Raw genomic sequence first — 24,741 nt, 5'->3', positions numbered from 1 at the left:
AAAGCTCAGGCAGCGAGAGCACCCTGAGCCTTTTCGACCAGCACCTTGAACGCGTCCGGCTGACGGATGGCGAGGTCGGAGAGAACCTTACGGTCGACCTCGACGCCGGCCTTGTTCAGGCCGTCGATGAAGCGGCTGTAGGTGAGGCCGAATTCGCGCACGGCGGCATTGATGCGCTGGATCCAGAGACCGCGGAAGTCACGCTTGCGGACCTTGCGGTCGCGATAGGCGTACTGTCCGGCCTTCTCGACTGCCTGCTTGGCGATGCGAATGGTGTTCTTGCGGCGGCCGTAGTAACCCTTGGCGGCCTTGAGAACTTTCTTGTGACGGGCGTGAGCGGTTACGCCCCTCTTGACACGCGACATATCGGAAACTCCTTGAGGTCTTTAAAGACGCTGCGTCTTCAGGCGTAGGGCAGGAACTGCTTGACGATACGTGCATCCTGCTCGCTGAGCACCGTGGTGCCGCGTGCCTTGCGGATGAACTTCGCCGTGCGCTTGATCATGCCGTGGCGCTTGCCGGCCTGGGCGGTCTTGACCTTTCCGGTCGCAGTCAGTTTGAAGCGCTTCTTGGCGCCGGATTTCGTCTTCAGCTTGGGCATTTCGGATCCTTTCTTGTCCGGCGCACCTTCGGTACGACCAGTGGGTTTTTGGAGCCTTCGTGAGCCGCCGCGGCATGCCCGTTGAATGCAGGCGTTCCGGCACAGGCCAGAGATCCCGCAAAGCCGGGCGGCTCGGGACGCGGCGTTATAGCGGCGGGCAATCTCAAATGCAAGCGGCGCTAATGAAAAGGCCCGGCGTGTGTGCCGGGCCTTGAACGGTTCGCCAACCTGATGAAGCGGCGTATCAGCGCGCGATCGGCGCGAGCACCATCACCATCTGCCGACCTTCGAGCTTGGGGTGGGATTCCACCTTGGCGATGTCCTGCGTCTCGTCGCGAACCTTGTTAAGGAGCGCCATGCCGAGATCCTGGTGTGCCATTTCGCGGCCGCGGAAGCGAAGCGTGACCTTCACCTTGTCGCCTTCGTCGAAGAAACGCTTCATGCTCCGCATCTTCACCTCATAATCATGGGTGTCGATGTTCGGACGCATCTTGATTTCCTTGATCTCGACGGTCTTCTGCTTCTTGCGGGCTTCCGCCGCCTTCTTCTGCGACTGGTACTTGAACCGGCCGTAATCGAGGATCTTGCAGACAGGCGGTACCGAGTTCGGAGCGATCTCGACAAGATCGAGACCTGCTTCCACTGCAATCGCCATGGCCTCTTCCGTAGGCACGGTGCCGCGGTTCTGGCCTTCGTGATCGATCAGCTGAACTTCGCGAACGCGGATCTCTTCGTTGGTGCGGGGGCCTTCCTTGGTCGGAGGCGGGGCACGAAATGGACGGCGAATGGTCGCTATCTCCTCTATGGTTTCCGATAAATTCAATCTGCCGGCATCCGGAGCACCAGGCACACCGACATCAATAGTCCGCCGGAGCGTGCTGGGCCCTTTCTCTCATGATCCGACCCCGCCAGGGCCATCCATAAGAGAAAGCCCCCGTACGCGAAGCGCCGAGGAAGCCAAGTCTCAAGCGGAACTGTGTCATGAAAATCAAGCGAAACCGCCGCAAAGTCAACCGTCAACCTGCATCGTACGCTTGAACGAGCCGCTTCGGCCGGGCAACCGGTCGTAGACGTTCAATGTGGCCGTGCACATGGCCTCGACCGAGAAATGAGCATGGACGTGGCTGCGGGCGGATTCCGCGAGCAGTTGCCGGCCGGTTCCGCCAAGGCCCAATACGAAACCGAGCGTGCGCGCGAGCGCCGCCGCATCGCCCGGTGGTACGCGCCAGCCGGTGCGTTGATCCTCGGGAACGTCGGGCGGGCAAAGGACCGTTTCAGGGGCCGCACCGAGGTCGGTGACGATGACCGGAACGCCCGCCGCCTGCGCTTCGACCGCGGCGCGTCCGAAGGCCTCCGGTTCTATTGATGCAACGACAGCGACGCTTGCAAGCGCAAGTGCTGCGGCGACATCGTCGCAATGACCGACGAGGCGCACCTTGCCGAACAACCCGCTCGTGCGGATGCGTTCCTCCAAATCGGCGCGGTAATCCTCCCGGCCCTGATGACTGCCCGCCAGGACCGCGGTCCATTGATCATTGCCAGCCGATTTCAGCTGGACAAGGGCGTCGATGAGGATGCGCTGGCCCTTCCAGGGCGTCAGGCGGGCGACGTTGAGGATGACCGGAGTGTCCGATGCCAGCCCCCACGCCTTCCTGAGGCAATCGGCTCGTTCTTCGTTGATGGAGCCCTTGTCGTAGGCTGCCAGGTCCGAGCCGCGATGGATGACGTTGATACGGTCCGCGACGAAAGGATGGCGTTCGCGGATGAGCCGCGCCGTATAGTGCGAGTTGGCGATCACCCTGTCTCCGCGCGCCATGACGGAATTATAGAGCGCCTTGAGCCGGGATTTCTGATTGTAGATGCCGTGATAGGTGGTGACGAAGGGGATTCTGGTCAGGCGAGCTGCAATCAGCGCCGACCAGGCCGGCGCGCGCGACCGTGCGTGAATGATGTCGACGCCTTCGCGGCGGATCAGCCTGGCGATCCGCCAGGCGTTGGCGAGGATCGTCCAGGGGGCCTTGGCCGCAGCCGGAAAGACGATGTGATCGGCGCCGACCTCCTTGAGTTCGCCAACCAGCCGGCCGCCCTCGGACAATACGATCGCCCGGTCGCCGCGCTGGACGAGCGCGCGGGCGATATCGACCGTGGTGCGTTCCGCGCCGCCCGTTTCCAATTCCGGAATGATCTGCAGGATGGTGCGTCTGGCCAAGGGCGGCTTTCCTCGCGGCGTCGGCTGTGCCAAATCGGAAGTCTGAGATTGTGGAGGCATAGTATGAGCGCGCAGGAACCGCAATTCATCACCGTCGGCGAAGACAGCGAAAGGCGCGAGATCGCCGTCCTGCGCCGGGACGGTCGAGGCAAGGCTCCCGGTATATTCTGGCTCTCCGGGTTCAAGTCCGACATGGCGGGAACCAAGGCGGAAGCGGTCGCCGAATGGGCGGTCGCGCAGGGGCGTCCTGCAACCCGCTTCGACTATTCAGGGCACGGCGTTTCCGGCGGCGATTTCGAGGACGGCACCATCTCGCGCTGGGCGGAGGAGGCGCTTGCCGTCTTCAACCGCTTTTGCAAGGAACCGACCATAGTCATCGGCTCGTCCATGGGCGGCTGGATCGCGCTGCTGCTCGCCCGCGCCCACCTGAAGGCTGGCGGCCGCGATGCAAGTCGGATTGCGGGCATGGTGCTGATCGCGCCGGCGCCCGATTTCACCGAGGAACTGATGTGGAAGCATGAGTTCACCGACGAAATCCGCCGCACGATCATGGAGACCGGGCGTTACGAGCGGCCGTCGGACTACTCCGAAGATCCCTATGTGATCACGCGCAAGCTCATCGAGGACGGGCGTGGCAACCTGCTTCTCGACAAGCCGGTCGAAACGGGTTGCCCGGTAACCATCCTGCAGGGGCAGCAGGACGATTCCGTACCGTGGCGCTATGCAGTCCGTCTTGCAGAGGCGCTGGCCAGCGACGACGTGGTTCTGACCCTGATCAAGGACGGCGATCACCGCCTGTCGCGCGAGGAGGATATTGCCCGCCTGATCCGGGCGGTATCCGATCTTGCCGAAAGGGAAGCCTGATAGCGGCTATCGCAAATAAACCTTTTCGGTCATCGCTTTGTCGCAATTTGCTTGAACGCTTGGCACCAATTGCAGGACACGAATTTTAAGGAGGGGGCGGCATGGATGCGCGCAAGCATTTCATACTGGCGATCGACGGGGGCGGCGTGCGCGGGCTCATTCCGCTGCGCATCCTCGAAACGATCGAAAGCCGCCTCAAGGCGCGCGGCAAGACCGAGCCGCTTCATCGTTATTTCGACCTGATCACGGCGACGTCGAGCGGCGGCATCATCGCCGCGGGGCTTGCCGCGCCGAAGCCGGACGACATGTCCGGAATGCCGGCCGCCACGATCGACGAATTGCGGAAGTTTTTCGAGGTCGACGCCCGCGAGGTTTTTGCCCGTCGGGGCTTTCTCGCAAAGCTTTTCAGCAGCCCTCTCAGCCTCTTTGACGAGCGCTACGACGAAAGGCCGCTCGAGCGTATCCTCAAGGAGCGACTCGGCTGGACTTCGCTTGCCTCGGCGCTCACCGGCATCGTCCTTACCGCCTATGACATCGGGGCGCGCAAGGCGACTTTCATGACCAATGGCCGCAATCGCGATGGCGATGCGGAGGACGACTATTATTTCTGGCAAGCCGTACGCGCTACGACCGCGGCGCCGACCTATTTCGAGCCGGCGCGCGTGGAGAACCTCACGACCGGCAAGGAGGAGGTTCTGGTCGATGGTGGCGTCTTCATGAGCAATCCGGTGATTTCCGCCTATATCGAAGCCCGCAAGCTGGGCTGGGAGGCGAAGGACATCGTCATCCTGTCGCTTGGCGCCGGCCAGCGCATGGAGCGGGGCTACAGCTTCCACGAGGCCGCGAACTGGGGCTCGCTCGGCTGGCTTTCGCCGAAGAACGATCACCCCCTGATCTCGATCCTGATGCACGGACAGGCCACGACCGCCGCCTATCAGGCGGAATGGCTGTTCTCGGAATTCGGCGAGGTGGATTACATCCGCCTCGACGGCGTGATCCCGAAATCCGCCGCCGCTCTCGATAACACCCGCCCGGGCAACATCATCGAGCTCAATGGCGTTGCGGACCGGATCATCCGCGACAATACGCTGCTGCTCGATTCGCTTGCCGAAAGGCTCGAGGCGCGCCCCCTGTAATCGGGCCTTCTGACCGGGCCTTGTAATCGGGCCTTGTGATTGGGCGCCCGACTGCCGTCACGTTTCTTGGTTAACCCACCATTGACGGGAGGCGGCATAGGCTCGTCCGGCAAGTCGGGAATTGGAGGCGGTATGTTGCGGCGCATGATGGTCCTGACCGGACTGGCCTGCCTGATGGTTTCGGTGCAGGGAGCTATTGCCGCTCCGCTGCCGGAAGCCAAGCCGGGATCGACGGCCGCTGCCGTCCCGCTGAAGACCGCGCCAATTCCGCCCGCCAGTGCCGGCGCTCCAAAGAAGATCGCCGCGAGGCCGAACGCAGTCGCCAAGGACCTTTTCGGCGCCATGCGTGAGCCGGCGCCGCTTGCCGCCCGTTCGATCGGCTCCTATGCGCGCGGTTGTCTTGCAGGCGGGCAAGCGCTTCCGGTGAACGGTCCGACCTGGCAGGTCATGCGCCTCTCCCGCAACCGCAACTGGGGGCATCCCGAACTCATCGATTTCATGGAAGATCTCGCAAATGACGCGCCGGCGCTTGGCTGGAACGGTTTGCTGGTCGGCGACCTGGCGCAGCCGCGCGGCGGGCCGATGACTTCCGGCCATTCAAGCCATCAGGTAGGGCTCGACGCGGATATCTGGCTTACGCCGATGCCAAACCGCGAGCTGACCTACCAGGAGCGCGAGACAATCGAGGCCGTCTCGATGCTGAAGGGAAATTCGGAAAAGAAGGGTGCAGATCGCGGCGTCGACCCGAAGAAATGGACTGACAGTCGCGCACGGCTAATCCGCCGTGCCGCGCAAGACAAGCGCGTTGCCCGGATCTTCGTGCATCCCGGCATCAAGCAGGCGCTGTGCCGCTTCGAGAGAGCCGACCGCTCCTGGCTGAGGAAGGTCCGACCCTGGTGGGGGCACCATTACCATTTCCATGTCCGCATGGAATGTCCGCCCGGCAGCGCCGGCTGCAAGGATCAAAATGCGCCGCCGGCGGGTGACGGTTGCGGCTCCGAGCTGACCTGGTGGCTGTCCGACGAGCCGTGGGTGCCCAAGAAGAACGCCAAACCCACGAAGCCGAAACCGCCGCTGCAACTCGCCGCGCTGCCGAAGGAGTGCACGCAGGTGCTTGTGGCGGAGTGAGAGGTTCCGGAACTCCTGCTTCGTTCCCGATCTTGCGACCGGGACATCTGTCCCGACGCAGTCATCGCCAAATGCAGCCAATTTTCGTAAATCCCGAGCGTTATTCCCTTTGCGCGCGTGAGGGCCAATGCTAAACGGGCGCGCATGACGACCGAACCGATTTCCAACATCCGCAACTTCTCCATCGTGGCGCATATCGACCACGGCAAGTCGACGCTTGCCGATCGTCTGATCCAGATGACGGGCACGCTGACGGAGCGCGAAATGAAGGAGCAGGTGCTCGACTCGATGGATATCGAGCGTGAGCGCGGCATCACCATCAAGGCGCAGACCGTACGCCTGATCTACAACGCCAAGGACGGCAAGCAGTACAAGCTGAACCTCATCGACACGCCGGGCCATGTCGACTTCGCCTATGAGGTGTCGCGTTCGCTGGCCGCCTGCGAGGGCTCGCTCCTGGTCGTCGACGCGTCGCAGGGCGTCGAGGCGCAGACACTTGCCAACGTTTACCAGGCGATCGACAACAATCACGAGATCGTTTCGGTCCTGAACAAGGTCGACCTGCCCGCGGCCGAGCCGGACCGCATCAAGGAGCAGATTGAGGACGTGATTGGCCTCGATGCGTCGGACGCGGTGCTTATCTCGGCCAAGACCGGCCTTGGCGTCGACCAAGTGCTGGAGGCGATCGTCACCCGCCTGCCGGCGCCCAAGGGCGATTTGAACGCGCCGCTGAAAGCGCTGCTGGTGGACAGCTGGTACGATGCCTATCTCGGCGTCATGGTGCTGGTGCGCATCATCGACGGGCGGCTGAAAAAGGGCCAGAAGGTCAAGATGATGGGCACCGGTGCGGTCTACGAGATCGACCGCGTCGGCGTCATGACCCCCAAGTTCCTCGCTGTCGACGAACTCGGCCCGGGCGAGATCGGCGTGCTGACGGCTTCCATCAAGGAAGTGGCCGATACGCGCGTCGGCGACACGATCACCGACGACCGCAAGTCCTGCGCCGAAGCGCTACCGGGCTTCAAGCCGGCCCAACCGGTGGTGTTCTGCGGACTCTTCCCGGTCGATGCGGCGGATTTCGAAGACCTGCGCGCCGCCATGGGTAAGCTCCGGCTCAACGATGCCTCCTTCTCCTTCGAGATGGAGACGTCGGCGGCGCTCGGCTTCGGCTTTCGCTGCGGCTTCCTCGGACTTCTTCACCTGGAGATCATTCAGGAGCGGCTGGAGCGCGAATTCGATCTCGATCTGATCGCCACCGCGCCGTCGGTGGTCTATCGGATGAACATGACGGACGGCTCCGTCAAGGAACTGCACAACCCGGCCGACATGCCGGACGTGGTCAAGATCGCCTCCATCGAGGAGCCGTGGATTCGGGCGACGATCCTGACGCCAGACGACTATCTCGGCTCGATCCTCACCCTCTGCCAGGAGCGGCGCGGCATTCAGGTCGATCTCAACTATGTCGGCTCGCGCGCCATGGTCACCTATGACCTGCCGCTCAACGAGGTGGTGTTCGACTTCTATGACCGGCTCAAGTCGATCTCGAAGGGCTATGCCTCCTTCGACTATCACCTGTCGGATTACCGGGAGGGCGACCTCGTCAAGATGTCGATCCTCGTCAATGCCGAACCGGTCGATGCGCTCTCGGTCCTCGTTCACCGGTCCCAGGCGGAACGTCGCGGCCGCGCCATGTGCGAGAAGCTCAAGGACCTGATTCCCCGGCACATGTTCAAGATCCCGATCCAGGCGGCGATCGGAGCCCGGGTGATCGCGCGCGAGACGATCGCGGCGCTGCGCAAGGACGTGACGGCCAAATGCTACGGCGGCGACGCCACCCGCAAGCGCAAGCTTCTGGAAAAGCAGAAGGAAGGCAAGAAGCGCATGCGGCAGTTCGGCAAGGTCGAGATTCCCCAGGAGGCCTTCATCAAGGCGCTCAAGATGGATGAGTGAGCTTCCCTTCTTGCCCTAATAATCCTGGTTGCGCCCGGACCACACCCGGGCACCCATAAGGCGCCCGGGCTTGCCGTCATCGCCCGGCAAGTAGCCGAAGCCCGCTCACCTCAGCATCGCTCACTTCGGCTGCGGCACGATCCTCAGATAGGGTTTCGGCGCCTTCCAGCCACCCGGAAACAGCGTTTTCGCTTCGTCGTCCGATACCGAACCGGCGATAATCACGTCGCCGCCCGGCCGCCAGTTGGCAGGCGTCGCCACCTTGTGCTTCGAGGTGAGTTGCATGGCGTCGATGACGCGCAGCACCTCGTCGAAATTACGGCCCGTGGTCATTGGATAGATCAGCATCAACTTGATGGTCTTGTCGGGACCGATGACGAAGACCGTGCGCACGGTCTGGTTGTCGGCCGGCGTGCGGCCGGCGGACGTCGAGCCTGCCTCTTCCGGCAGCATGCCGTAGAGCTTGGCAACCTTCAGTTCCGGGTCGCCGATCATCGGATAGTTTGGGGCGGTGCCCTGCGTCTCTTCGATGTCTTTCGCCCAGCCCGCATGATTGTCGACCGGGTCGACGGAAAGGCCGATGATCTTGACGTTGCGCTTCTCGAATTCAGGCTTGATGCGGGCCATGTAGCCCAGTTCGGTGGTACAGACCGGCGTGTAGTCTTTGGGATGGGAGAAAAGTATGCCCCAGGAATCGCCGAGCCATTCGTGAAAGCGGATGCGGCCCTGCGTCGTCTCCGCCTCGAAATCGGGCGCGATGCTGCCGATACGTAACATGGTCATGACAATACTGGCTCCCTCATATCATGCAGTCTTCCGGAGAAGCCGGAGCACATCCGGAAAACCCACGGGCAGATGGTTTTCCCTGCCGAGGGACAGACTAACAGGGCCAAGATGCCGTTACGACATCAAATCTGGGGCGTGTTGTCACGCTGCGGATTTCGTGCGGCGTACGGCTTCCCTCCAGCCTTCGACAAGCTGTGCGCGTGTCGAAGCCGCCATTTGCGGTTCGAAGCGGCGGTCGAGCCGCCATCTGGAAGCGAATTCGGCCATGTCCGGCCACACACCCGCCTTACGCGCAGCAAGCCAGGCGGCGCCGAGAGCGGTCGTCTCCAGCACCTGAGGCCGGTCGACGGGGGCACCCAGGATGTCGGCCAGAAACTGCATCGTCCAGTCGGAAGCCGTCATGCCGCCGTCGACGCGCAGGATCGTGGCTGTCCTAGCGTCACCACTCCAATCCGCATGCATCGCATCGATAAGATCGAGCGTCTGATAGCCGACGCTTTCAAGGGCGGCGCGGGCGAAGTCTGCCGGACCGCTCGCCCTCGTCAGGCCGAAGATCGCGCCGCGCGCATCCGGGTCCCAATGGGGCGCGCCAAGGCCGACGAAGGCCGGCACGAGGTAAAGTCGGTTCTCCTCGGCTGCCGATGCAGCAAGCGCCTGCGTCTCGGCGGCGTTAGAGATGATCTTCAGCCCGTCGCGCAGCCACTGCACCGCGCTGCCGGCGACGAAGATCGAGCCTTCCAGTGCGTATGTCGTCTGGCCGTCGAGACGATAGGCGATAGTCGAGAGCAGCCGGTTCTGCGAAGCGACCGGCGTCTTGCCGGTGTTGATCAGCGCGAAGCAGCCGGTGCCATAGGTCGACTTCACCATGCCGGGCTCGAAACAGGCCTGGCCCACCGTGGCGGCCTGCTGGTCGCCCGCCACGCCAAGGATGGGCAATGGCGTGCCAAAGACCTCGACTTCCGTCATACCGAAATCGGCAGAGGAATCCCTGACGTCCGGCAGCATTGACATCGGTATGCCCAGGAGACGGCACAGGTCGTCGTCCCAGCGGTTTTCGATGATGTTGTAGAGGAGGGTCCGCGCGGCATTGGTGGCGTCGGTGGCGTGCACCCGGCCGCCCGTCAGCCGCCAGATCAGCCATGTGTCCACCGTTCCGAACAGGAGGTCGCCGGCATCGGCGCTCGCCCTTGCGCCTTCCACATTGTCGAGGATCCAGGCGAGCTTGGTGCCGGAGAAATAGGGATCGAGCAGCAGACCGGTTCTGGCGGTAACCATCGCCTCATGGCCTTCGGCCCTGAGCCTTGCGCAGAGGTCGGCGGTGCGCCGGTCCTGCCAGACAATGGCGCGATGGACCGCCTTGCCCGTATGCCGGTTCCAGACGACCGTGGTTTCGCGTTGGTTGGTGATGCCGACGGCAGCGATGTTCGAGAGCGGTTGTCCCGACTTTTCAATCGCTTCCCGGCATACCGCAACCGTCGAGGTCCAAAGGTCCTCGGCCTCATGCTCCACCCATCCGGAGCGGGGGAAATGCTGGGTAAATTCCTGCTGGGCGACTGCTGTCGGGCGGAAGCTTTCGTCAAAGAGGATGGCCCGGCTCGACGTGGTGCCCTGATCGATTGCAAGTATGGTTCCGCTCATGATCCCCATGGGGCGAGTGACTTACAAGGACGGCGGTAAATCCGCCGGACTGGCAAGCGCACGCCTCTCCTCCCGGCTTTCGCTTTCTTTTGTTTCGGTCGCGACTGAATTTCATACGAAGGTATTTCGTCGTCAATCGAAAATCAGGCGGGCGTGCTGAACCTAACCGGCTTTGCCCGTCTCTATCAAATGCACGTCGTTTTCCGTTGCAATCTGCCTGATCCTGTCGCTGTCGCAGCGATCGGTGACGAAGGTGTCGATCTGCGCAAGATGGGCCATGCGGACCGGTGCGGCGCGATCGAATTTTGAAGAGTCGGCGACAAGGATCGAACTGCGGGCGTTCTCGATGATCGCCTGCGCCACCTTGACCTCGCGAAAGTCAAAATCGAGCAGCGCGCCGTCCTCGTCGATGGCCGAGGTGCCGATGATGGCGAAGTCCACGCGGAACTGGCGGATGAAGTCAACCGCCGCCTCGCCCACGATGCCGCCATCGGCGGGGCGAACGAGGCCGCCGGCGATCACCACTTCGATCGACTGGCACGGACGCAGGATATTGGCGACGTTGATGTTGTTGGTGACGACCATCAGGTTGGCGTGATGAACGAGCGCGCGGGCGACCGCCTCCGTCGTCGTGCCGATATTTATGAAGAGCGAGGCCGAATTGGGAATGAGCGCCGCCGCCGCCCGGCCTATCTCTGCCTTCTCGGCTTCAGCCAGCGTGCGGCGAGCCTCGTAACCGACATTGTGAATGGCGGTAGAAAGGACTGCGCCGCCGTGCACGCGCGCAAGCAGATTCCGGTCGCACAGGTCGTTCAGGTCCTTGCGAATCGTCTGTGGCGTAACTTCGAAACGCGCGGCAAGCTCCTCCACGGTGACGCGACCGAACTGTCGGGCAATGTCGAGGATGATGCCGTGGCGGGCCGATATCATTGAGGTGTCTAATTATCTCTCGAAAGGACGGGAGACAGAATAGCCACGGAAATTTCTGATTGGCAGCCGCAAAATGCTGTTTCGCCGCCAGAAATGCAAAAGGGCGGTCAAACCGCCCTTTCCATCTCAAGCCATCGGATGGCTTTTTTAGAGTACACGCAGATCCGCCGCGACCTGTCGGCCGTTGGTATAGGCGAGATCATAGGCCACAAGCTGGCCCTCCCGAAGCGTGCGACGTCCGGCCTTGCGGACGACATCCATGGCGACGAGGACATCCTCGCCCTGATCCGGTTCGATCATGCCGATCCCCTGGACGGCGTCGAACCATTTTACGTTTCCATGCTGCATTGTTTTTCCTTGTTTTTGTCAAATGCGTATCAAACACGGATTCCGAGTCGGTTTGATGACGTCCGCTTCCGGTCCGCCTCGCCGATTGTTCGGAAAACGTGAACCAGTCCGGTCGACCCGCACAAAAAACCCGGAATGAAAAAGCATTCCGGCGGGTCGTCGCACATCGGACTTTGCGTTTACTATATGGGGTGTAGATTCAACTATTCAAGGGGAGGCGGGATTCTGCAACCCTTGATCGATTGATCTGGCGAAAATCAGCGCCAGCCATCGCGATGGAGGGCGTCAAGCGCCTCGCGATAGGTTGGAAATCGGAAAGTGTATCCGAGGTCCGACTTGAGCCGGCAGTTCGAGACGCGCTTGTTCTCGCCGTAAAAGGAGCGGGCCATTGGGGAAAGGTCGGCATCCTCGAACGCCACTTCCGGTGGCGGCTCGATTCCGAGGAGCCCTGCCGCATAGGCGACGACATCCTGAGGAGGCGAAGGCTCGTCGTCGCAGACATTGTAAATGCGCCTTGATGGATCGCGAAGTGAGGCGGCAAGAGCGCCGGCAATGTCGGCAACGTGGATGCGGTTGAAGACCTGTCCCGGCTTGACGAGGCGGCGCGCCGTCCCGGCTTCCAGATTGACGAGAGCGTTGCGCCCGGGGCCGTAGATGCCGGCAAGGCGGAAGATCATCAGATCGAGCAACCGGGCGCCGGCGAAATCGAGCCAGGACTGCTCGGCGGCGGCGCGCAGGACCGAGCGCCGCGAAACTGGCTTGAGGACCGTTTCCTCATCGACCCAGCCGCCATCATGATCGCCATAGACGCCGACTGTCGACAGATATCCGATCCATCGGGGGCGGGAGGCTGCAATTGCATCGGAATAGAGACGCAAGACCGGGTCGCCACGCTCATCCGGGGCGATCGACAGGAGGATGTGGGTTGCCGAGGCGAGGGCCTCCGCGATTGCCGGATCCGGACTTTCGGTCGTAGCGCCGTCGAAGATGAAAGGTTCGATGCCGCGCGGCCTGAGTGCGGCCGCCTTGTCGGCCGAACGTGTCGTGCCGCCGATCCAGTCGAAGCGATCCTTCACCTCTTCGACGAAAGCGCGCGAGGAATAGCCGAGACCGAAGATGAAGAGGCGGGAGCTGGACATGGCCGTGGTCAGAGTTTCAGGTTCGGGCGCTGGATCTCGAAGAGCATGACGGCGGTCGCGACGGCAAGGTTCAGGCTGTCGGCCTGGCCGGCCTGCGGAATACGCACAAGCTCGGTGCAGGTATCCGCCATGTCATCCGGCAGGCCGGCCTGTTCATTGCCCATGAGAAGGAGTGTCGGGGCCTTGTAGGCAACTTCGCGGTAGTCCCGGCTGCCCTTCAAGTGAGTGCCGACGACGGTGCCCGGCCAGTTTCGCGCGAATGCCTTAAAGGCATCACGGCTCATTTTCACAAGCGGTACGTGGAAGAGCGAACCCATCGTCGCGCGCACCGTTTCGACGGCAAAGGGATCGGTTGTCTCGCCGACCAGCATCACGCCGCTGGCGCCGACGGCGTCGGCGGTGCGGATGATGGTGCCGAGATTTCCGGGATCGCGGACGTGATCGAGAGCGATCCAGACCTGCGCGTCGGCCGGGCGGATCGCCGCCGGCTCAAGCAGCTTCTGCTCGAAGACGCCGACCACCATCTGCGGGTTGTCGCGCCGGGTGATGTTGGCAAGCACCGCGGTGGAGATTTCGAGGATCATCGCCCCGCGCGCCTTGGCGCGTGCGGCGGCCTGCTGGGCGTGCGGGTTTTCCCGCGCCTCGGGCCCGATCGCGAGATAGCGCACGCCCCAGCCCGCATCGAGGGCATCGGTTGCAAGTTTCAGTCCCTCGCCGACGAAAAGGCCGGACTGGGCGCGATGCTTGCGCTGGCCCACCAGCCCCTTGATCTCCTTGACGATCGGGTTGGAATGCGAGGTGATCTGCTTGACCGTGCCGACGCGCGGTCGGTCGGAGCCATGCGCGCTCATGCGGCACTCCAGCGGCTGAAAAGGGAAGTTGAAAGGGCTCGCGACCTGGCCGCACCCTGCCTCTGCTCGCGGATGACGAGTTCGCCGGATTCCAGCAATCCGCCACGCTTGCCAAGCGCCTCGGCCATCAGCTCATGCGTGGCGATGAAGCTGGAGCGGATCGCATAGGCGGTGAGGATCATGAAACGCGCGTCGGGCGCCAGGAGCTTTTCGAGGTCGGCGAGCATGCCCGGCAGGCTGGTGTAGAGATCCCAGACTTCGCCCTTCGGGCCGCGCCCGTATTTCGGGGGGTCGAGAATGATGCCGTCATAGGTGCTGCCGCGGCGCACTTCCCGCTGGACGAATTTGGTCGCGTCCTCGCAGATCCAGCGGATCGGCAGATGGTCGAGGCCGGAGAGCGACTGGTTCTCGCGGGCCCAGCCGATCGCCTTCTTCGAGGCGTCGATGTGGGTGACTTCGGCACCGGCAAGAGCCGGCAGCAGGGAGGCAAGGCCCGTGTAACCGAAGAGGTTCAGCACCTTGAGCGGGCGTTTTTCGCGGCGGATCACGCCCGTGATCCAGTCCCAATGGGCGACCTGTTCGGGAAAGACGCCGACATGGCGGAAGGACATGAAGCGGCCGAGATATTTCACGCCGTCGTAGCTCATCGGCCATGTCTCGGGCAGGTCACGCGAGAAGCGCCAGCGTCCGGGGCCTTCCTCTTCCACGTCGCCGGTGAAGACGGCGTCGGCGGCCTCCCAGCGAGCTTCGGAGAGGCGGGGGGCGCCCATCGCCTGCGGCTCGGGACGTACCAGCGTAATCTTGCCGTAGCGCTCCAGTTTGCGGCCGTGCCCCATGTCGAGCAGCGCATAGTCCTGCCAACCGGAAGTCTCCAGAATGACCGGCCAGCGCTCCGCCGGAGGCTTGCCGCGAGGGGCGGATGCTGGGATATCCGGGGCGAGGGCGTCCTGGGCCTTTGCGGCGTCCGTCACGGGAATGCTCGTTTCTTGCGGGTCGATCGATCGCAATGCCATTAGGCCCGCTTGAGCCAATGGTCAATGAATGCGCCCGTGAAGCGGGCAATTCTTTTGAAGGGCGTCATCCGAATTGCGCAGGGGCGCCGCGTGCGAAATCTTTTGACTTCGAGGGGAAGGTCTGGTCGGCTTCGGGAAAAGACGCAGCTATGGCGCTCATGTATTGGGAGGAATAGATGGTGCTGCCGGCTCATATGGGCGTTCGCCGTCATGCGGATCTGGTCGAGACCATGGTACGCGAGAGCGCCAGTGCGACCCGCTCGATCGTCGCGGCTTCCTGGCGCAGGTCGATGATCTATCACGGGCTCAACCCCGCGTCGCCGCGCCGGACGGCGCGCGTGGAGGCGCGGGAACTGGGGAGGGCGCGGGCACGCAACGGCGAGCTTCTCGAAGTCGCCGCGCCAACGCTGCGGCGGTTGTTTGCGACGGCCGGAGATGGCGGCTGCTGTGTCGTGCTTACGGATGCCGACGGGCTTATTCTGCAAACGAACGCCAATGCCGGAGACGAGCGCACGTTCAGCGAATGGGGGCTGAGTGCGGGTGCGGTATGGAGCGAGGCGACCGAAGGGACTAACGGCATCGGCACCTGCGTAGCCGAAAAGCGCCCGGTGGTGATCTACCAGAACCAGCATTTCAGCGAGCAGAACATCGCCATGAGCTGCATGGGCGCGCCAATTTTCGACCACAAGGGCGAGATGGCCGCCGTTCTCGACGTTTCGAGTTGCCGGCGCGATCTTTCCCGATCCTTCGCCCAGGTACTCGGAGCGCTGGTGACCGAAAGTGCGCGGGCGGTTGAAAGCGATCTTTTCCGCGCCGCCTATCGCAATGAGCGGATCATCGTCGCAGACGGACACGGGATGGCGGGCGCTTCGCTTCTTGCGGTCGATGACGACGATCTCGTGGTCGGCGCGACCCGGCAAGCGAGACGGGCACTCGATATCAGCGAGGAGAAGTTGCGGCAAACGCCGCCCCTTCGCGATTATCTGAGGGGCGCTGAATCCAGTAGCGGGAAGACGCGCGCCGAGAGATCGGAGATCGTTCGGGCGCTGAGGCACAGCCGCGGCAATGTTGCGGCCGCGGCGCGCGACCTGGGGATCAGTCGCGCGACCATGTATCGCCGTATCCAAAGACACGGGATCGAGGTGTGAGGCGACGCAGAGATTTGTGGGGCGCAGGCCGCCGGCTCCCGCGAAGGATCGTCTGAAGATGCGTGCCGTTCATCAACTGTCTCAGCCTTGAGACACTTGACGGGCGCAAAATCGGAGCGCCTCTTTTCATCCCGGCTCCGGCTTGGCACTCTTCGGAATGAGGGGAAGGGTCTTGCCCGCCGTTGCTGCAATACCGCATTGCAGGCCTTGGGCTTTTTCTTTTCCCATGCGCTTGTCATGCGCCCTGCGCTTCGACAATGTATTGGAAAGCAATGGGAGAATTGCGAAAGCCGCATTCCGTATCCGGCGCAACGCGCCGCTTTGGGAGTCGGCACAAAAGAACGAGAGGTCGATAGCTCCATGGATATGACGGGCGAGTATCGGATCGCCGCGCCGCGCCAGCGCGTATGGGAGGCGCTGAACGACCCGCAGGTGCTGAAGGCTTGCATTCCGGGCTGCGAGACGCTGGAAAAGACGTCCGATACCGAAATGAATGCGGAGGTGACCGCCAAGATCGGACCGGTCAAGGCCAAGTTCAAGGGCGAGGTCACGCTGCAGGATATCGTGCCGCCGCAGAGCTATCGTATTGTCGGGGAAGGCAAGGGCGGCGTCGCCGGTTTCGCGAAAGGCTCGGCCGATGTTCATCTTGCCGAAGATGGCGCGGAAACCATCCTGCGCTACGACGTGAAGGCGCAGGTCGGCGGCAAGCTCGCTCAGCTCGGTTCGCGGCTGATCGATTCCACCGCGCGCAAGATGGCCGATGAGTTCTTCGGGAATTTCCGCGATATAGTCGGCAGCGAGGCGGCGGCCGAAACGGCTGAGCCAGACCCCGGCGTCATCGAGGAAGCGCAGTCGATCGCCAACGAGCATCTGGCCGAGGATGTCGGCACCTTTGCCGAGAAGGTGGAACACACGGTCGGCGATGCCGTGCACAAGGCAGAGGAACGTGTGGAGGAAGCCGCCGCCAAGGGGGCGTTCGGCGGACCGCTCGTCTGGGGCATGATCGCGCTGGCTGCGATCATCGTCGTGCTTGCACTCGCCAGCTAGGGAGAAAATGCGGCGCTCCGGCATTGGCGCGCCATGGATGTTTCATCGGATTCATCTATTACTATCAGGGATTTGCAATCAAACGCCGGGACCTCTCGGTACCCGGCCTGTGATGAGGGAGGTAGGAATGGCGACTGTCACCATCACGGTGAACGGAAAGAAACGCTCGGCCGCAATCGAGGACCGGACGCTGCTCGTGCAGTTCCTGCGCGAAACTGCAGGGCTGACAGGCACGCATGTGGGTTGCGACACCTCGCAGTGCGGCGCCTGTGTCGTGCACGTGGACGGCAAGGCCGTAAAGTCCTGCACCATGCTCGCCGCCCAGGCGGACGGCGCGCAGGTGACGACCATCGAAGGGCTTGCTCAGGATGGCGCGCTTCATCCGGTTCAGGCGGCTTTTCGTGAGCACCACGGCCTGCAATGCGGGTTCTGCACGCCGGGCATGATCATGGCGGCTGTCGACATGATCAACCGCTATCCGGCTGGTCTCGACGAGGAGACGATCCGCAAGGAACTGGACGGCAATATCTGCCGCTGCACCGGCTACCACAACATCGTCAAGGCGATCAAAGCCGCCTCCGACACGATGCGCGGCATGGCACAGGCAGCCGAATAAGCCTCCCCCTGAAAGGCCCGGCAACAAGAAGAGCAACAGCCGGGATGGTTCAGGAAGAGGAATGGTTTCGTTTGATCTGACATTTTCTATGGGGACCGGCCGTTAGACCATGCCCGCTGAGGCACTGGTCCGGTTGGTCAGGGAGAGAGACCTATGGGAGCTGAGGGTATCGGTGCGCGGGTTCTGCGCAAGGAAGACCGCCGTTTCATCACCGGAAAGGGCAGGTATACGGACGACATGACGGCGCCGGGCATGGGCTTTGCCGCCTTCGTGCGCTCGCCGCATGCCCATGCGGCGATCAAGTCGATCGACACGTCGGCGGCAGCCGACATGCCGGGTGTCACCGCCGTCTTGACTGGCGACCAGCTTGTCGGCGACGGCGTTGGCAACCTCATCTGCGGCTGGATGATCCATTCCAAGGACGGCACGCCGATGAAGATGGGCGCCTGGCGCGCCCTGGAGGCGGAGCGGGTACGCCATGTCGGCCAGGCGGTTGCCGTGGTGGTGGCCGATACGGCCGCCCAGGCCCGCGATGCGGCAGAAGCGGTGATGGTGGACTACGAGGAACTGCCGGCCGTCGTCGACGCGATCGACGCGATGAAGGAAGGCGCGCCGCAGCTTCATCCGGAAGCCGAGGGTAATCTCATCTACGACTGGGAGATCGGCGACGAGACGGCCACGAACGAGGCTTTCGCCCGCGCGAAACACGTCACGCGAATGGAGATCTTCAACAACCGCCTGGTCCCGAACGCGATGGAGCCGCGCGCGGCCCTTGCGGCCTATGACGAGGCGGAGGAGCACTACACGCTCTGGACGACCTCCCAGAACCCGCATGTCGCCCGTCTCGTATTGTCGGCCTTCTACAATATCGCGCCGGAGCACAAGCTTCGCGTGATTGCGCCGGATGTCGGCGGCGGCTTCGGCTCGAAGATCTACATTTATCCGGAAGAAATGGTCTGCCTGTGGGCGTCCAAGCGAACCGGCCGGCCGGTCAAGTGGGTGGCCGACCGCACCGAGGCCTTTCTCACCGACGCCCATGGCCGCGACCACCACACCGAAGCGGAAATGGCGCTCGACGAGCACAACAAGATCATCGGCCTGCGCGTCAAGACGGTCGCCAATCTCGGCGCCTACATGTCGCTGTTCTCCTCCTCGGTGCCGACGTATCTCTATGCCACGCTGCTGTCGGGCCAGTACGACATCCCGGCGATCCACTGCAACGTGAAGACGGTCTACACCAACACCACGCCGGTTGATGCCTATCGCGGCGCGGGGCGTCCGGAAGCCACCTATGTGGTGGAGCGCATGATGGAGACGGCGGCGCGCGAGGTCGGCATGGATCCGGCCGAATTCCGCCGTAAAAATTTCATTCGCTCCTTCCCGCACCAGACGCCGGTGATCATGTGCTACGACGCCGGCGACTACGAAGCCTCGCTCGATGCGGCGATGAAGGCTGCCGACTATGCAGGCTTTGGGACGCGCAAGGCGGAGGCGGCCAAGCGCGGCAAGCTGCGCGGAATCGGCTTCTCCTCCTATATCGAGGCTTGCGGCATCGCGCCTTCGCAGGCTGTTGGCTCACTGGGGGCCGGTGTGGGCCTGTGGGAGTCGGCGGAAGTGCGCGTCAATCCGGTCGGCACGATCGAAGTGCTGACGGGCTCGCACAGCCACGGCCAAGGCCATGAGACGACCTTTGCCCAGCTTATCGCCGACCGCTTCGGTGTGCCGACCGACAGCGTGTCGATTGTGCATGGCGATACGGACAAGGTGCAGTTCGGCATGGGCACATACGGTTCGCGCTCGGGTGCGGTTGGCATGTCGGCGGTGGTCAAGGCGCTGGACAAGGTCGAGGCAAAGGCCAAGAAAATCGCCGCCCACTTGATGGAGGCTGCCGAGGGCGACATCGTCATCGAGGGCGGCGAACTCAAGGTCGCCGGCACTGACAAGTCGCTGCCTTTCTTCCAGGTGGCGCTTGCCGCCTATACGGCCCACAACCTGCCGGCAGGCATGGAGCCGGGCCTGAAGGAGGGGGCCTTCTACGACCCGACCAACTTCACCTTCCCGGCTGGTACCTATGTCTGCGAGGTGGAGATTGACCCGGACACGGGCCGGACGGAGATCGTCAACTTCGTAGCCGCGGACGACTTCGGCAAGATCATCAATCCGATGATCGTCGAGGGGCAGGTCCATGGCGGCCTGACGCAAGGCATCGGCCAGGCGCTGCTGGAAAACGCCTCCTACGATGAAAGCGGCCAGCTGCTCACGGCGTCCTACATGGATTACTGCATGCCGCGCGCCGACGATGTGCCCTCATACAAGTTGACGACGACGGAAACGTTGTGCCCCGGCAACCCGCTCGGCATGAAGGGTTGCGGCGAGGCAGGCGCCATCGGTTCGCCACCGGCGGTCATCAACGCGATCACCAACGCGATCGGCACCAACGAGATCGACATGCCTGCGACGCCGGAGAAAGTCTGGCGTGCGATCCAGGCTGCGAAGATGCCCGCGGCCGCCGAATGACGAGACAACGGGCGCCGGAGAGATATCCGGCGCCGCCAGGTTCAGCCGAGATAAACGGGAACTCTTTCCATGTACGAGACCACCTATCATCGACCGAAGACGCTGGCCGAAGCCGGCTCGCTTCTGGCCAAGTCCGATGAGGCCAAGCTTCTTGCCGGAGGCCAGACCCTGATTCCGACGATGAAGCAGCGGCTTGCCGCTCCCTCCGACGTCATCGACCTGCGCCATATCGAGGATTTGAAGGGCATCACCGAAACGCCGTCGGGCGGCGTGCGCATTGGCGCCGCTGTTACCCATGCCGAGGTTGCGTCGTCAGACATCGTGAAGCGTCAGCTGCCGGGCGTGGCGACCCTCGCCGGCGGAATCGGCGATCCTCATGTGCGGCATATGGGAACGCTTGGCGGGTCGATCGCCAACAATGATCCGGCGGCAGACTATCCTGCAGCTTTGCTGGCGTTGGGGGCGACCGTCGTCACCAACAAGCGTGAGATCGCTGCGGACGACTTCTTCACTGCTCTGTTCGAGACGGCACTCGGGGAGGATGAAATCGTCACTGCCGTTGTCTTCCCGAAGGCGGAGAAGTCGGCTTACGCCAAGTATCCGAACCCCGCTTCGCGCTATGCCATGGCGGGCGTCTTCGTGGCCAAGCTGGGAGACGGTTCGGTTCGTGTTGCGGCGACAGGAGCGGGCCAGGGCGGCGTCTTCCGCATCGGCGCGATGGAACAGGCTCTCGGCTCCAACTGGTCAGCCGACGCGGTTGCCGGTGTCAAGGTTTCGGACGGAGACCTGCTTGCCGATATCCATGGCTCGGCCGCCTATCGTGCCAATCTGCTGACCGTCATGGCCAAACGCGCGGTTGCCGCCGCCGGTTGAACGACGGCAGGCAATCTACTCCGGTAAATCGGTGGAGCGGCGGGAGAAAGTCTCCCGCCGCTCTTTCTTATTTTCATTCTGTCTCCGGCAGATGCGACGCGCGTCAGGAAGTCGTCGACGGCAGAACGCAGACTTTGGATCGTGTGCGAAACGTCTTGGTCCAATGCTCCGCCTCTTCCGTGCGCTGGGCCGTGTCGTTCGTGCGTGTGGGGGGGCGGTTGCGAGGATGAAACGACGGCGCCCAAGCGGGCGCACTGTGGCGCTTATGCAGCGCAACTTTCGGCGAAGGGCGGAGTTGTTCCTGCAGTTACCTGCTGATTTCTAATCGTAAAAGACAATCTGCCGAATTCCGCTTGCAAGGCCGCATGCATTAGGCGCAGGCCGACTTTCTTTTTGGCTTCTGTGATCCTGAGAGGCGGCCGAAGGTTCCTGCTATCCGCTCCGGGCGGAGCTTTAAAAAAAAGCCTGCGCGGGGGATGCCCGCGCAGGCCTCGTTCCGGTTCGCGATCCTTGTCCGATCAGGCGGCAGCGACCTGTTGCAGGAAGCGATCGATTTCTCGGGCAAGCTGCTGCGTCTTTTCGCCAACCGCGCCGGAGGCTGCGAGCACCTGGTCGGCGGACTCGTTGGTATGCGCCACCGCCCGGGACAGATCGGCCATGTTGGAACTGACCGAGGTGGTGCCTTGCGCCGCGCGCTGGACGTTGCCTGAGATCTCGTTCGTCGCCGCACCCTGCTGCTCGACCGCGCTGGCTATGGCCGAGGTATAGGTGTCGACTTCCGACATCGTGGACGTGATGGCCGAGATCGCTTCGACGGCTTCGCGCGTGGAAGCCTGGATGGCTGTGATCTGCGCGCCAATCTCCTCCGTGGCCTTGGAGGTCTGGTTGGCGAGTTCCTTGACTTCGGCTGCCACGACCGCGAAGCCCTTGCCCGCTTCACCTGCGCGGGCCGCCTCGATGGTGGCGTTCAGCGCCAGCAGGTTGGTCTGTTCGGCAATCGCCTGGATCAGGGTAACGACCTCGCCGATCTTGCCGGCGGCGGAAGCAAGGCTTCCCACCTTTTCGTTGGTGGCGCGGGTGCCTTCGGAGGCTCGTGCCACGACTTCCGTGGTCTGCCCTACCTGGCGGGCGATCTCGGAGATGGAGGCGGAGAGTTCTTCTGCGGCGCTGGCAACGCTTTCCACATTGCCGGTCGCCTCGTCGCTCGCCATGGCCGTTTCGGAGGCGCGGTCGGCGCTTTCGCTGGCAATCGACGTGAGCGCACGGGCGGTGGCTTCGAGCCCGCCGGCGGTTTCTCCGACCGACGTGGTCAGGCTTTGCACGGTCGCCCGGAATTCGGCGATCAGTTTTTCGATATGAACCTGCCGGCTGTCGCGGGCTTCCTGTTCGCGGGCCTGTTCAGACTGCAGTCGCTCGCGTTCAATGGCGTTGTCGCGGAAGACCTGGACCGTGCGGCTCATGTCGCCGATTTCGTCCTTGCGTTCGATGCCGGCGATCTCGACGTCCGTGTCGCCTTGCGCCAGTCTGCGCATTACCTCGGTGAGCTTGCGGGTCGGCCGGGTGATGGCAAGGGAAAGGATCACGGCAAGCGCGATGCCGGCCGCCATCGCAACCAATACAGTGACGCCGATCGTCCACAGCGAGGCTTGGCCCTGGGCGTTCGCTTCCCGCGCCTGGGTCGCTGCGAGATCGACGATCTTGCCACCTACCTCGCCCGAGAGAGAGGAGAGCAGAGCCTGCTTTTCCTTCAGCGCCTCTCCGCTATCGATCATGGCATTGAAGGCTTCTTCATAGGCAAGAACCTCGGCGATGATCACATCGCCGGATTCCGACAGTTCCTTGAAATTGGCAGCATCTTCCTTCATGCGATGCGCGATCTGCTCAAGTTCGGTCAGCCGGCTGTAAACCGTCGTCGAGCTGGCGTTGCTCGTGCGGCCGATGATCTCAAGCGTTGCCGCCTTCACTTCCAGTGCCTTGCGCGTCAGGTTATCCGTATTGACGGACATGGCCGCCGCCGACGCAAGTTCGGCCCGCGCCTCGGCTTCCTGCGTCTGCGCCTTCTGGATTGCCTGATAGGCGGCCTGACGCACGAGGTTCGTGTACTGGCTGACATCGGCAAGCGCCGTCTTCACCTGCTCTCGCAGGCTGTAAACCTTGGTGAAGTCCTTTGTGGCCAGCAGCTCCGCCAGCAGCGATTCCAGGTTGGCGGCCTGTTCGGCAAGAAGTTCGACGGCGTCGTGGTTGATGCCCTCGACATGGCTTCCCGTAAGCTTCGCGGTGATCTTGTTCAGATCCTTGGCCTTTGCGAGGGCCTCGCCCATGGCGCTACCTGCGGTCGTCGCCGTGGCCTGGATGAAAAGGTATTGCACTGTCAGGGCATGTTCGTTGGCGTCTGCGATGGTGCGGCCGATCTCGCTTGCCGCGCGCTGTGTGTCTGCCGCCTGGCGCGCGCGCCGCTCCGCCGTATCGCGGATGCTTTGGGCGTGCTCGTCGAGTTTGACCGCAATACCCTCAAGCTTCGCCACCGACTGCGAAAGGTTTTCGACGAGCTTCTGCTGTTGTGAAATGACCGTCGTGACGTCGGTAAAGTTGCTCTGAAGGCGGTTGACCGCATCCAGTGTATCGCTGACGGCCGCGGCTTTGACGGCGTCCGAGCCGACGATCGACTTCAGGCTTTCGAGCTCCGAAAGCAACGTATTGGCCGCTTCCGCATGCTGCTCGGCGGTCTGTAGGTCGGGGCTTCCGAGGTAGGCTTCGCGTTTTGCCGAAACCGCCTGCAGATCCGCCATGACGGTGGTCGCCTTGCCGGAGGCGTCCATTTGCGTGGTCAGGCTGCGGATGGCTAATGTTCCTGCACCGCCAACGGCCGCTGTAAGCAGGAGGACAGCAGCAAAGCCGCCGCCAACCTTGGCAGAGAACCGAAGGTTATTGATTGAATTTACGACCCGGAACATCCTTCCTCCCCCAGGCAAACTGGCACTTCCGAGGTTCACCTTAAGGCTGTGAAGTGAAGGACTGGTAAATGGCAGAGGGATGATTTCCAGTATTCTTTGTGCCGGGAGCGATCTTTGGATTTCTTCTCGTCACCAAAAATATAAATTTACGTAAGGTAAGTTTAATTTGGAAGTCGATCGTAATTGAATTGAGCGCCGATCGTTGTATTGAGGGTTGAGAGTATCGAACAATTCCTTCCCCGATCAAGGGGATGAACGTTAGAGGACAATGACGCGCCCGGGCTGTTTCACAGCCCGGGCGCGTCCGTCTGATCAGGCTGCTGCGACGTCCTTGAGGAAGCCGTCGATCTTCTCGCGCAGGGCACCGGTCTTGGAGGCCATGTCGGCGGAGGCGCGCAGCACCTCGTCGGCGGCCGCCGAAGTCTGCTCCACCGTGGTGGACAGGCCGGTCATGTTGGCGGTGACCGAACCGGTGCCGCGGGCAGCCTGCGTCACGCTTTGCGAGATGTCGCTGGTGGCCGCGCCCTGCTGCTCGACCGCGCTGGCGATCGAGGAGGTATAGCCGTTGACTTCCTCCATCGTCTCGGTGATCTCGGCGATCGCCTCCACCGCGTCGCGGGTCGAGGCCTGGATGGCGGCGATCTGCGCGCCGATTTCCTCGGTGGCCTTGGAGGTCTGGTTGGCGAGTTCCTTCACCTCGGCCGCCACGACCGCGAAGCCCTTGCCGGCTTCGCCGGCGCGGGCCGCCTCGATGGTGGCGTTCAGCGCCAGCAGGTTGGTCTGCTCGGCGATCGCCTGGATCAGGGTGACGACCTCGCCGATCTTGCCTGCGGCTGCGGCCAGGCTCGCCACCTTGTCGTTGGTGGCCTGGGCACCGCGGGTGGCCTGATCGACAACCTTCATGGTCTGGCCGATCTGGCGGGCGATTTCGGAAATGGAGGCGGAGAGTTCTTCTGCGGCGCTGGCCACGGTTTCGACGCTCTGCGTGGCTTC

At 62.9% G+C, this 24,741-nt stretch carries 22 protein-coding genes; 9 read left to right on the top strand and 13 right to left on the bottom strand.

Annotation, left to right across the window (positions count from 1 at the left end):
• Positions 1-5: 5 nt before the first annotated feature.
• The 4 genes from rplT to H2509_RS01780 form a co-directional block, all read right to left on the bottom strand.
• Positions 6-365 (bottom strand): 50S ribosomal protein L20, encoded by a 360-nt coding sequence (gene rplT, locus H2509_RS01795; RefSeq protein ID WP_182161698.1) that lies wholly within the window; start codon positions 363-365, stop codon positions 6-8.
• Positions 366-403: 38 nt separating this feature from the next.
• Positions 404-601: a 50S ribosomal protein L35 gene (gene rpmI, locus H2509_RS01790; RefSeq protein WP_182161696.1), complete on the bottom strand. Its 198-nt coding sequence runs from the start codon at positions 599-601 to the stop codon at positions 404-406.
• 244 nt (positions 602-845) lie between these two features.
• Complete coding sequence (gene infC / locus H2509_RS01785) at positions 846-1,388, bottom strand: translation initiation factor IF-3 (protein ID WP_182161924.1); 543 nt, start codon at positions 1,386-1,388, stop codon at positions 846-848.
• A 222-nt stretch (positions 1,389-1,610) separates the two neighbouring features.
• Positions 1,611-2,870: a glycosyltransferase family 4 protein gene (locus H2509_RS01780; protein WP_182161694.1), complete on the bottom strand. Its 1,260-nt coding sequence runs from the start codon at positions 2,868-2,870 to the stop codon at positions 1,611-1,613.
• Positions 2,871-2,873: 3 nt separating this feature from the next.
• On the opposite strand from H2509_RS01780, the gene H2509_RS01775 reads away from it, so the two are divergent.
• From H2509_RS01775 to lepA, 4 genes are all read left to right on the top strand, one after another.
• On the top strand, positions 2,874-3,674 hold the full coding sequence (locus H2509_RS01775) for an alpha/beta hydrolase (RefSeq protein ID WP_182161692.1): 801 nt from the start codon (positions 2,874-2,876) through the stop codon (positions 3,672-3,674).
• Between the two features lie 101 nt (positions 3,675-3,775).
• Entirely contained in the window at positions 3,776-4,810 is a 1,035-nt protein-coding gene (locus H2509_RS01770; protein WP_182161690.1) for a patatin-like phospholipase family protein, read from the top strand.
• A 132-nt stretch (positions 4,811-4,942) separates the two neighbouring features.
• A complete protein-coding gene (gene mepA / locus H2509_RS01765) occupies positions 4,943-5,938 on the top strand; it encodes a penicillin-insensitive murein endopeptidase (RefSeq protein WP_235974609.1) in 996 nt (331 codons plus the stop codon).
• Positions 5,939-6,082: 144 nt separating this feature from the next.
• Entirely contained in the window at positions 6,083-7,888 is a 1,806-nt protein-coding gene (gene lepA, locus H2509_RS01760; RefSeq protein ID WP_182161688.1) for a translation elongation factor 4, read from the top strand.
• Between the two features lie 120 nt (positions 7,889-8,008).
• Here the strand turns inward: lepA and H2509_RS01755 are convergent, their stop codons facing one another.
• From H2509_RS01755 to H2509_RS01725, 7 genes are all read right to left on the bottom strand, one after another.
• A complete protein-coding gene (locus H2509_RS01755; RefSeq protein ID WP_182161686.1) occupies positions 8,009-8,671 on the bottom strand; it encodes a peroxiredoxin in 663 nt (220 codons plus the stop codon).
• Positions 8,672-8,815: 144 nt separating this feature from the next.
• Positions 8,816-10,312, bottom strand: coding sequence for a glycerol kinase GlpK (gene glpK / locus H2509_RS01750; protein WP_182161684.1), 1,497 nt, complete (start codon positions 10,310-10,312; stop codon positions 8,816-8,818).
• A 162-nt stretch (positions 10,313-10,474) separates the two neighbouring features.
• Positions 10,475-11,242: a DeoR/GlpR family DNA-binding transcription regulator gene (locus H2509_RS01745; protein WP_182161682.1), complete on the bottom strand. Its 768-nt coding sequence runs from the start codon at positions 11,240-11,242 to the stop codon at positions 10,475-10,477.
• Between the two features lie 147 nt (positions 11,243-11,389).
• Complete coding sequence (locus tag H2509_RS01740; RefSeq protein WP_182161680.1) at positions 11,390-11,590, bottom strand: cold-shock protein; 201 nt, start codon at positions 11,588-11,590, stop codon at positions 11,390-11,392.
• Between the two features lie 257 nt (positions 11,591-11,847).
• The gene (locus H2509_RS01735; RefSeq protein WP_182161678.1) at positions 11,848-12,729 is read right to left on the bottom strand and encodes an SDR family oxidoreductase; all 882 of its coding nucleotides are present in this window, start codon (positions 12,727-12,729) and stop codon (positions 11,848-11,850) included.
• A gap of 8 nt (positions 12,730-12,737) precedes the next feature.
• On the bottom strand, positions 12,738-13,580 hold the full coding sequence (locus H2509_RS01730) for a TrmH family RNA methyltransferase (RefSeq protein ID WP_182161676.1): 843 nt from the start codon (positions 13,578-13,580) through the stop codon (positions 12,738-12,740).
• On the bottom strand, positions 13,577-14,551 hold the full coding sequence (locus tag H2509_RS01725) for a class I SAM-dependent methyltransferase (protein ID WP_408022657.1): 975 nt from the start codon (positions 14,549-14,551) through the stop codon (positions 13,577-13,579). The genes H2509_RS01730 and H2509_RS01725 overlap by 4 nt, the downstream gene beginning before the upstream one ends.
• A 218-nt stretch (positions 14,552-14,769) precedes the next feature.
• On the opposite strand from H2509_RS01725, the gene H2509_RS01720 reads away from it, so the two are divergent.
• The 5 genes from H2509_RS01720 (at position 14,770) to H2509_RS01700 (ending at position 20,794) form a co-directional block, all read left to right on the top strand.
• Positions 14,770-15,741 carry a GAF domain-containing protein gene (locus H2509_RS01720; RefSeq protein ID WP_182161672.1) on the top strand — a complete coding sequence of 324 codons (972 nt, stop codon included), beginning with the start codon at positions 14,770-14,772 and terminating at the stop codon, positions 15,739-15,741.
• Positions 15,742-16,101: 360 nt separating this feature from the next.
• Positions 16,102-16,788, top strand: coding sequence for an SRPBCC family protein (locus tag H2509_RS01715; RefSeq protein ID WP_182161670.1), 687 nt, complete (start codon positions 16,102-16,104; stop codon positions 16,786-16,788).
• A gap of 127 nt (positions 16,789-16,915) precedes the next feature.
• Complete coding sequence (locus H2509_RS01710; RefSeq protein WP_182161668.1) at positions 16,916-17,404, top strand: (2Fe-2S)-binding protein; 489 nt, start codon at positions 16,916-16,918, stop codon at positions 17,402-17,404.
• Between the two features lie 153 nt (positions 17,405-17,557).
• A complete protein-coding gene (locus H2509_RS01705; protein ID WP_182161666.1) occupies positions 17,558-19,921 on the top strand; it encodes a xanthine dehydrogenase family protein molybdopterin-binding subunit in 2,364 nt (787 codons plus the stop codon).
• A gap of 69 nt (positions 19,922-19,990) precedes the next feature.
• Positions 19,991-20,794 (top strand): FAD binding domain-containing protein, encoded by an 804-nt coding sequence (locus H2509_RS01700; RefSeq protein ID WP_182161664.1) that lies wholly within the window; start codon positions 19,991-19,993, stop codon positions 20,792-20,794.
• Between the two features lie 518 nt (positions 20,795-21,312).
• Here the strand turns inward: H2509_RS01700 and H2509_RS01695 are convergent.
• Positions 21,313-23,583, bottom strand: coding sequence for a methyl-accepting chemotaxis protein (locus H2509_RS01695; protein ID WP_209001743.1), 2,271 nt, complete (start codon positions 23,581-23,583; stop codon positions 21,313-21,315).
• A gap of 477 nt (positions 23,584-24,060) precedes the next feature.
• The coding region (locus H2509_RS01690; RefSeq protein ID WP_235974607.1) for a methyl-accepting chemotaxis protein at positions 24,061-24,741 on the bottom strand (681 nt) is incomplete at its 5' end.

This window comes from Stappia albiluteola, from assembly GCF_014050225.1.
Classification (GTDB): Bacteria; Pseudomonadota; Alphaproteobacteria; order Rhizobiales; family Stappiaceae; genus Hongsoonwoonella; species Hongsoonwoonella albiluteola.
The sequence above is the reverse complement of the archived record's forward strand: the minus strand, read 5'-3'. Positions and strand labels throughout refer to the sequence as shown.

Bases quoted from the DNA above. Each gene is read 5' to 3' on its own strand.
- rplT (WP_182161698.1), bottom strand. From the start codon at position 365: ATGTCGCGTGTCAAGAGGGGCGTAACCGCTCACGCCCGTCACAAGAAA.
- rpmI (WP_182161696.1), bottom strand. From the start codon at position 601: ATGCCCAAGCTGAAGACGAAATCCGGCGCCAAGAAGCGCTTCAAACTG.
- H2509_RS01780 (WP_182161694.1), bottom strand. From the start codon at position 2,870: ATGCCTCCACAATCTCAGACTTCCGATTTGGCACAGCCGACGCCGCGA.
- H2509_RS01775 (WP_182161692.1), top strand. From the start codon at position 2,874: ATGAGCGCGCAGGAACCGCAATTCATCACCGTCGGCGAAGACAGCGAA.
- H2509_RS01770 (WP_182161690.1), top strand. From the start codon at position 3,776: ATGGATGCGCGCAAGCATTTCATACTGGCGATCGACGGGGGCGGCGTG.
- mepA (WP_235974609.1), top strand. From the start codon at position 4,943: ATGTTGCGGCGCATGATGGTCCTGACCGGACTGGCCTGCCTGATGGTT.
- lepA (WP_182161688.1), top strand. From the start codon at position 6,083: ATGACGACCGAACCGATTTCCAACATCCGCAACTTCTCCATCGTGGCG.
- H2509_RS01755 (WP_182161686.1), bottom strand. From the start codon at position 8,671: ATGACCATGTTACGTATCGGCAGCATCGCGCCCGATTTCGAGGCGGAG.
- glpK (WP_182161684.1), bottom strand. From the start codon at position 10,312: ATGAGCGGAACCATACTTGCAATCGATCAGGGCACCACGTCGAGCCGG.
- H2509_RS01745 (WP_182161682.1), bottom strand. From the start codon at position 11,242: ATGATATCGGCCCGCCACGGCATCATCCTCGACATTGCCCGACAGTTC.
- H2509_RS01740 (WP_182161680.1), bottom strand. From the start codon at position 11,590: ATGCAGCATGGAAACGTAAAATGGTTCGACGCCGTCCAGGGGATCGGC.
- H2509_RS01735 (WP_182161678.1), bottom strand. From the start codon at position 12,729: ATGTCCAGCTCCCGCCTCTTCATCTTCGGTCTCGGCTATTCCTCGCGC.
- H2509_RS01730 (WP_182161676.1), bottom strand. From the start codon at position 13,580: ATGAGCGCGCATGGCTCCGACCGACCGCGCGTCGGCACGGTCAAGCAG.
- H2509_RS01720 (WP_182161672.1), top strand. From the start codon at position 14,770: ATGGTGCTGCCGGCTCATATGGGCGTTCGCCGTCATGCGGATCTGGTC.
- H2509_RS01715 (WP_182161670.1), top strand. From the start codon at position 16,102: ATGGATATGACGGGCGAGTATCGGATCGCCGCGCCGCGCCAGCGCGTA.
- H2509_RS01710 (WP_182161668.1), top strand. From the start codon at position 16,916: ATGGCGACTGTCACCATCACGGTGAACGGAAAGAAACGCTCGGCCGCA.
- H2509_RS01705 (WP_182161666.1), top strand. From the start codon at position 17,558: ATGGGAGCTGAGGGTATCGGTGCGCGGGTTCTGCGCAAGGAAGACCGC.
- H2509_RS01700 (WP_182161664.1), top strand. From the start codon at position 19,991: ATGTACGAGACCACCTATCATCGACCGAAGACGCTGGCCGAAGCCGGC.
- H2509_RS01695 (WP_209001743.1), bottom strand. From the start codon at position 23,583: ATGGCGGATCTGCAGGCGGTTTCGGCAAAACGCGAAGCCTACCTCGGA.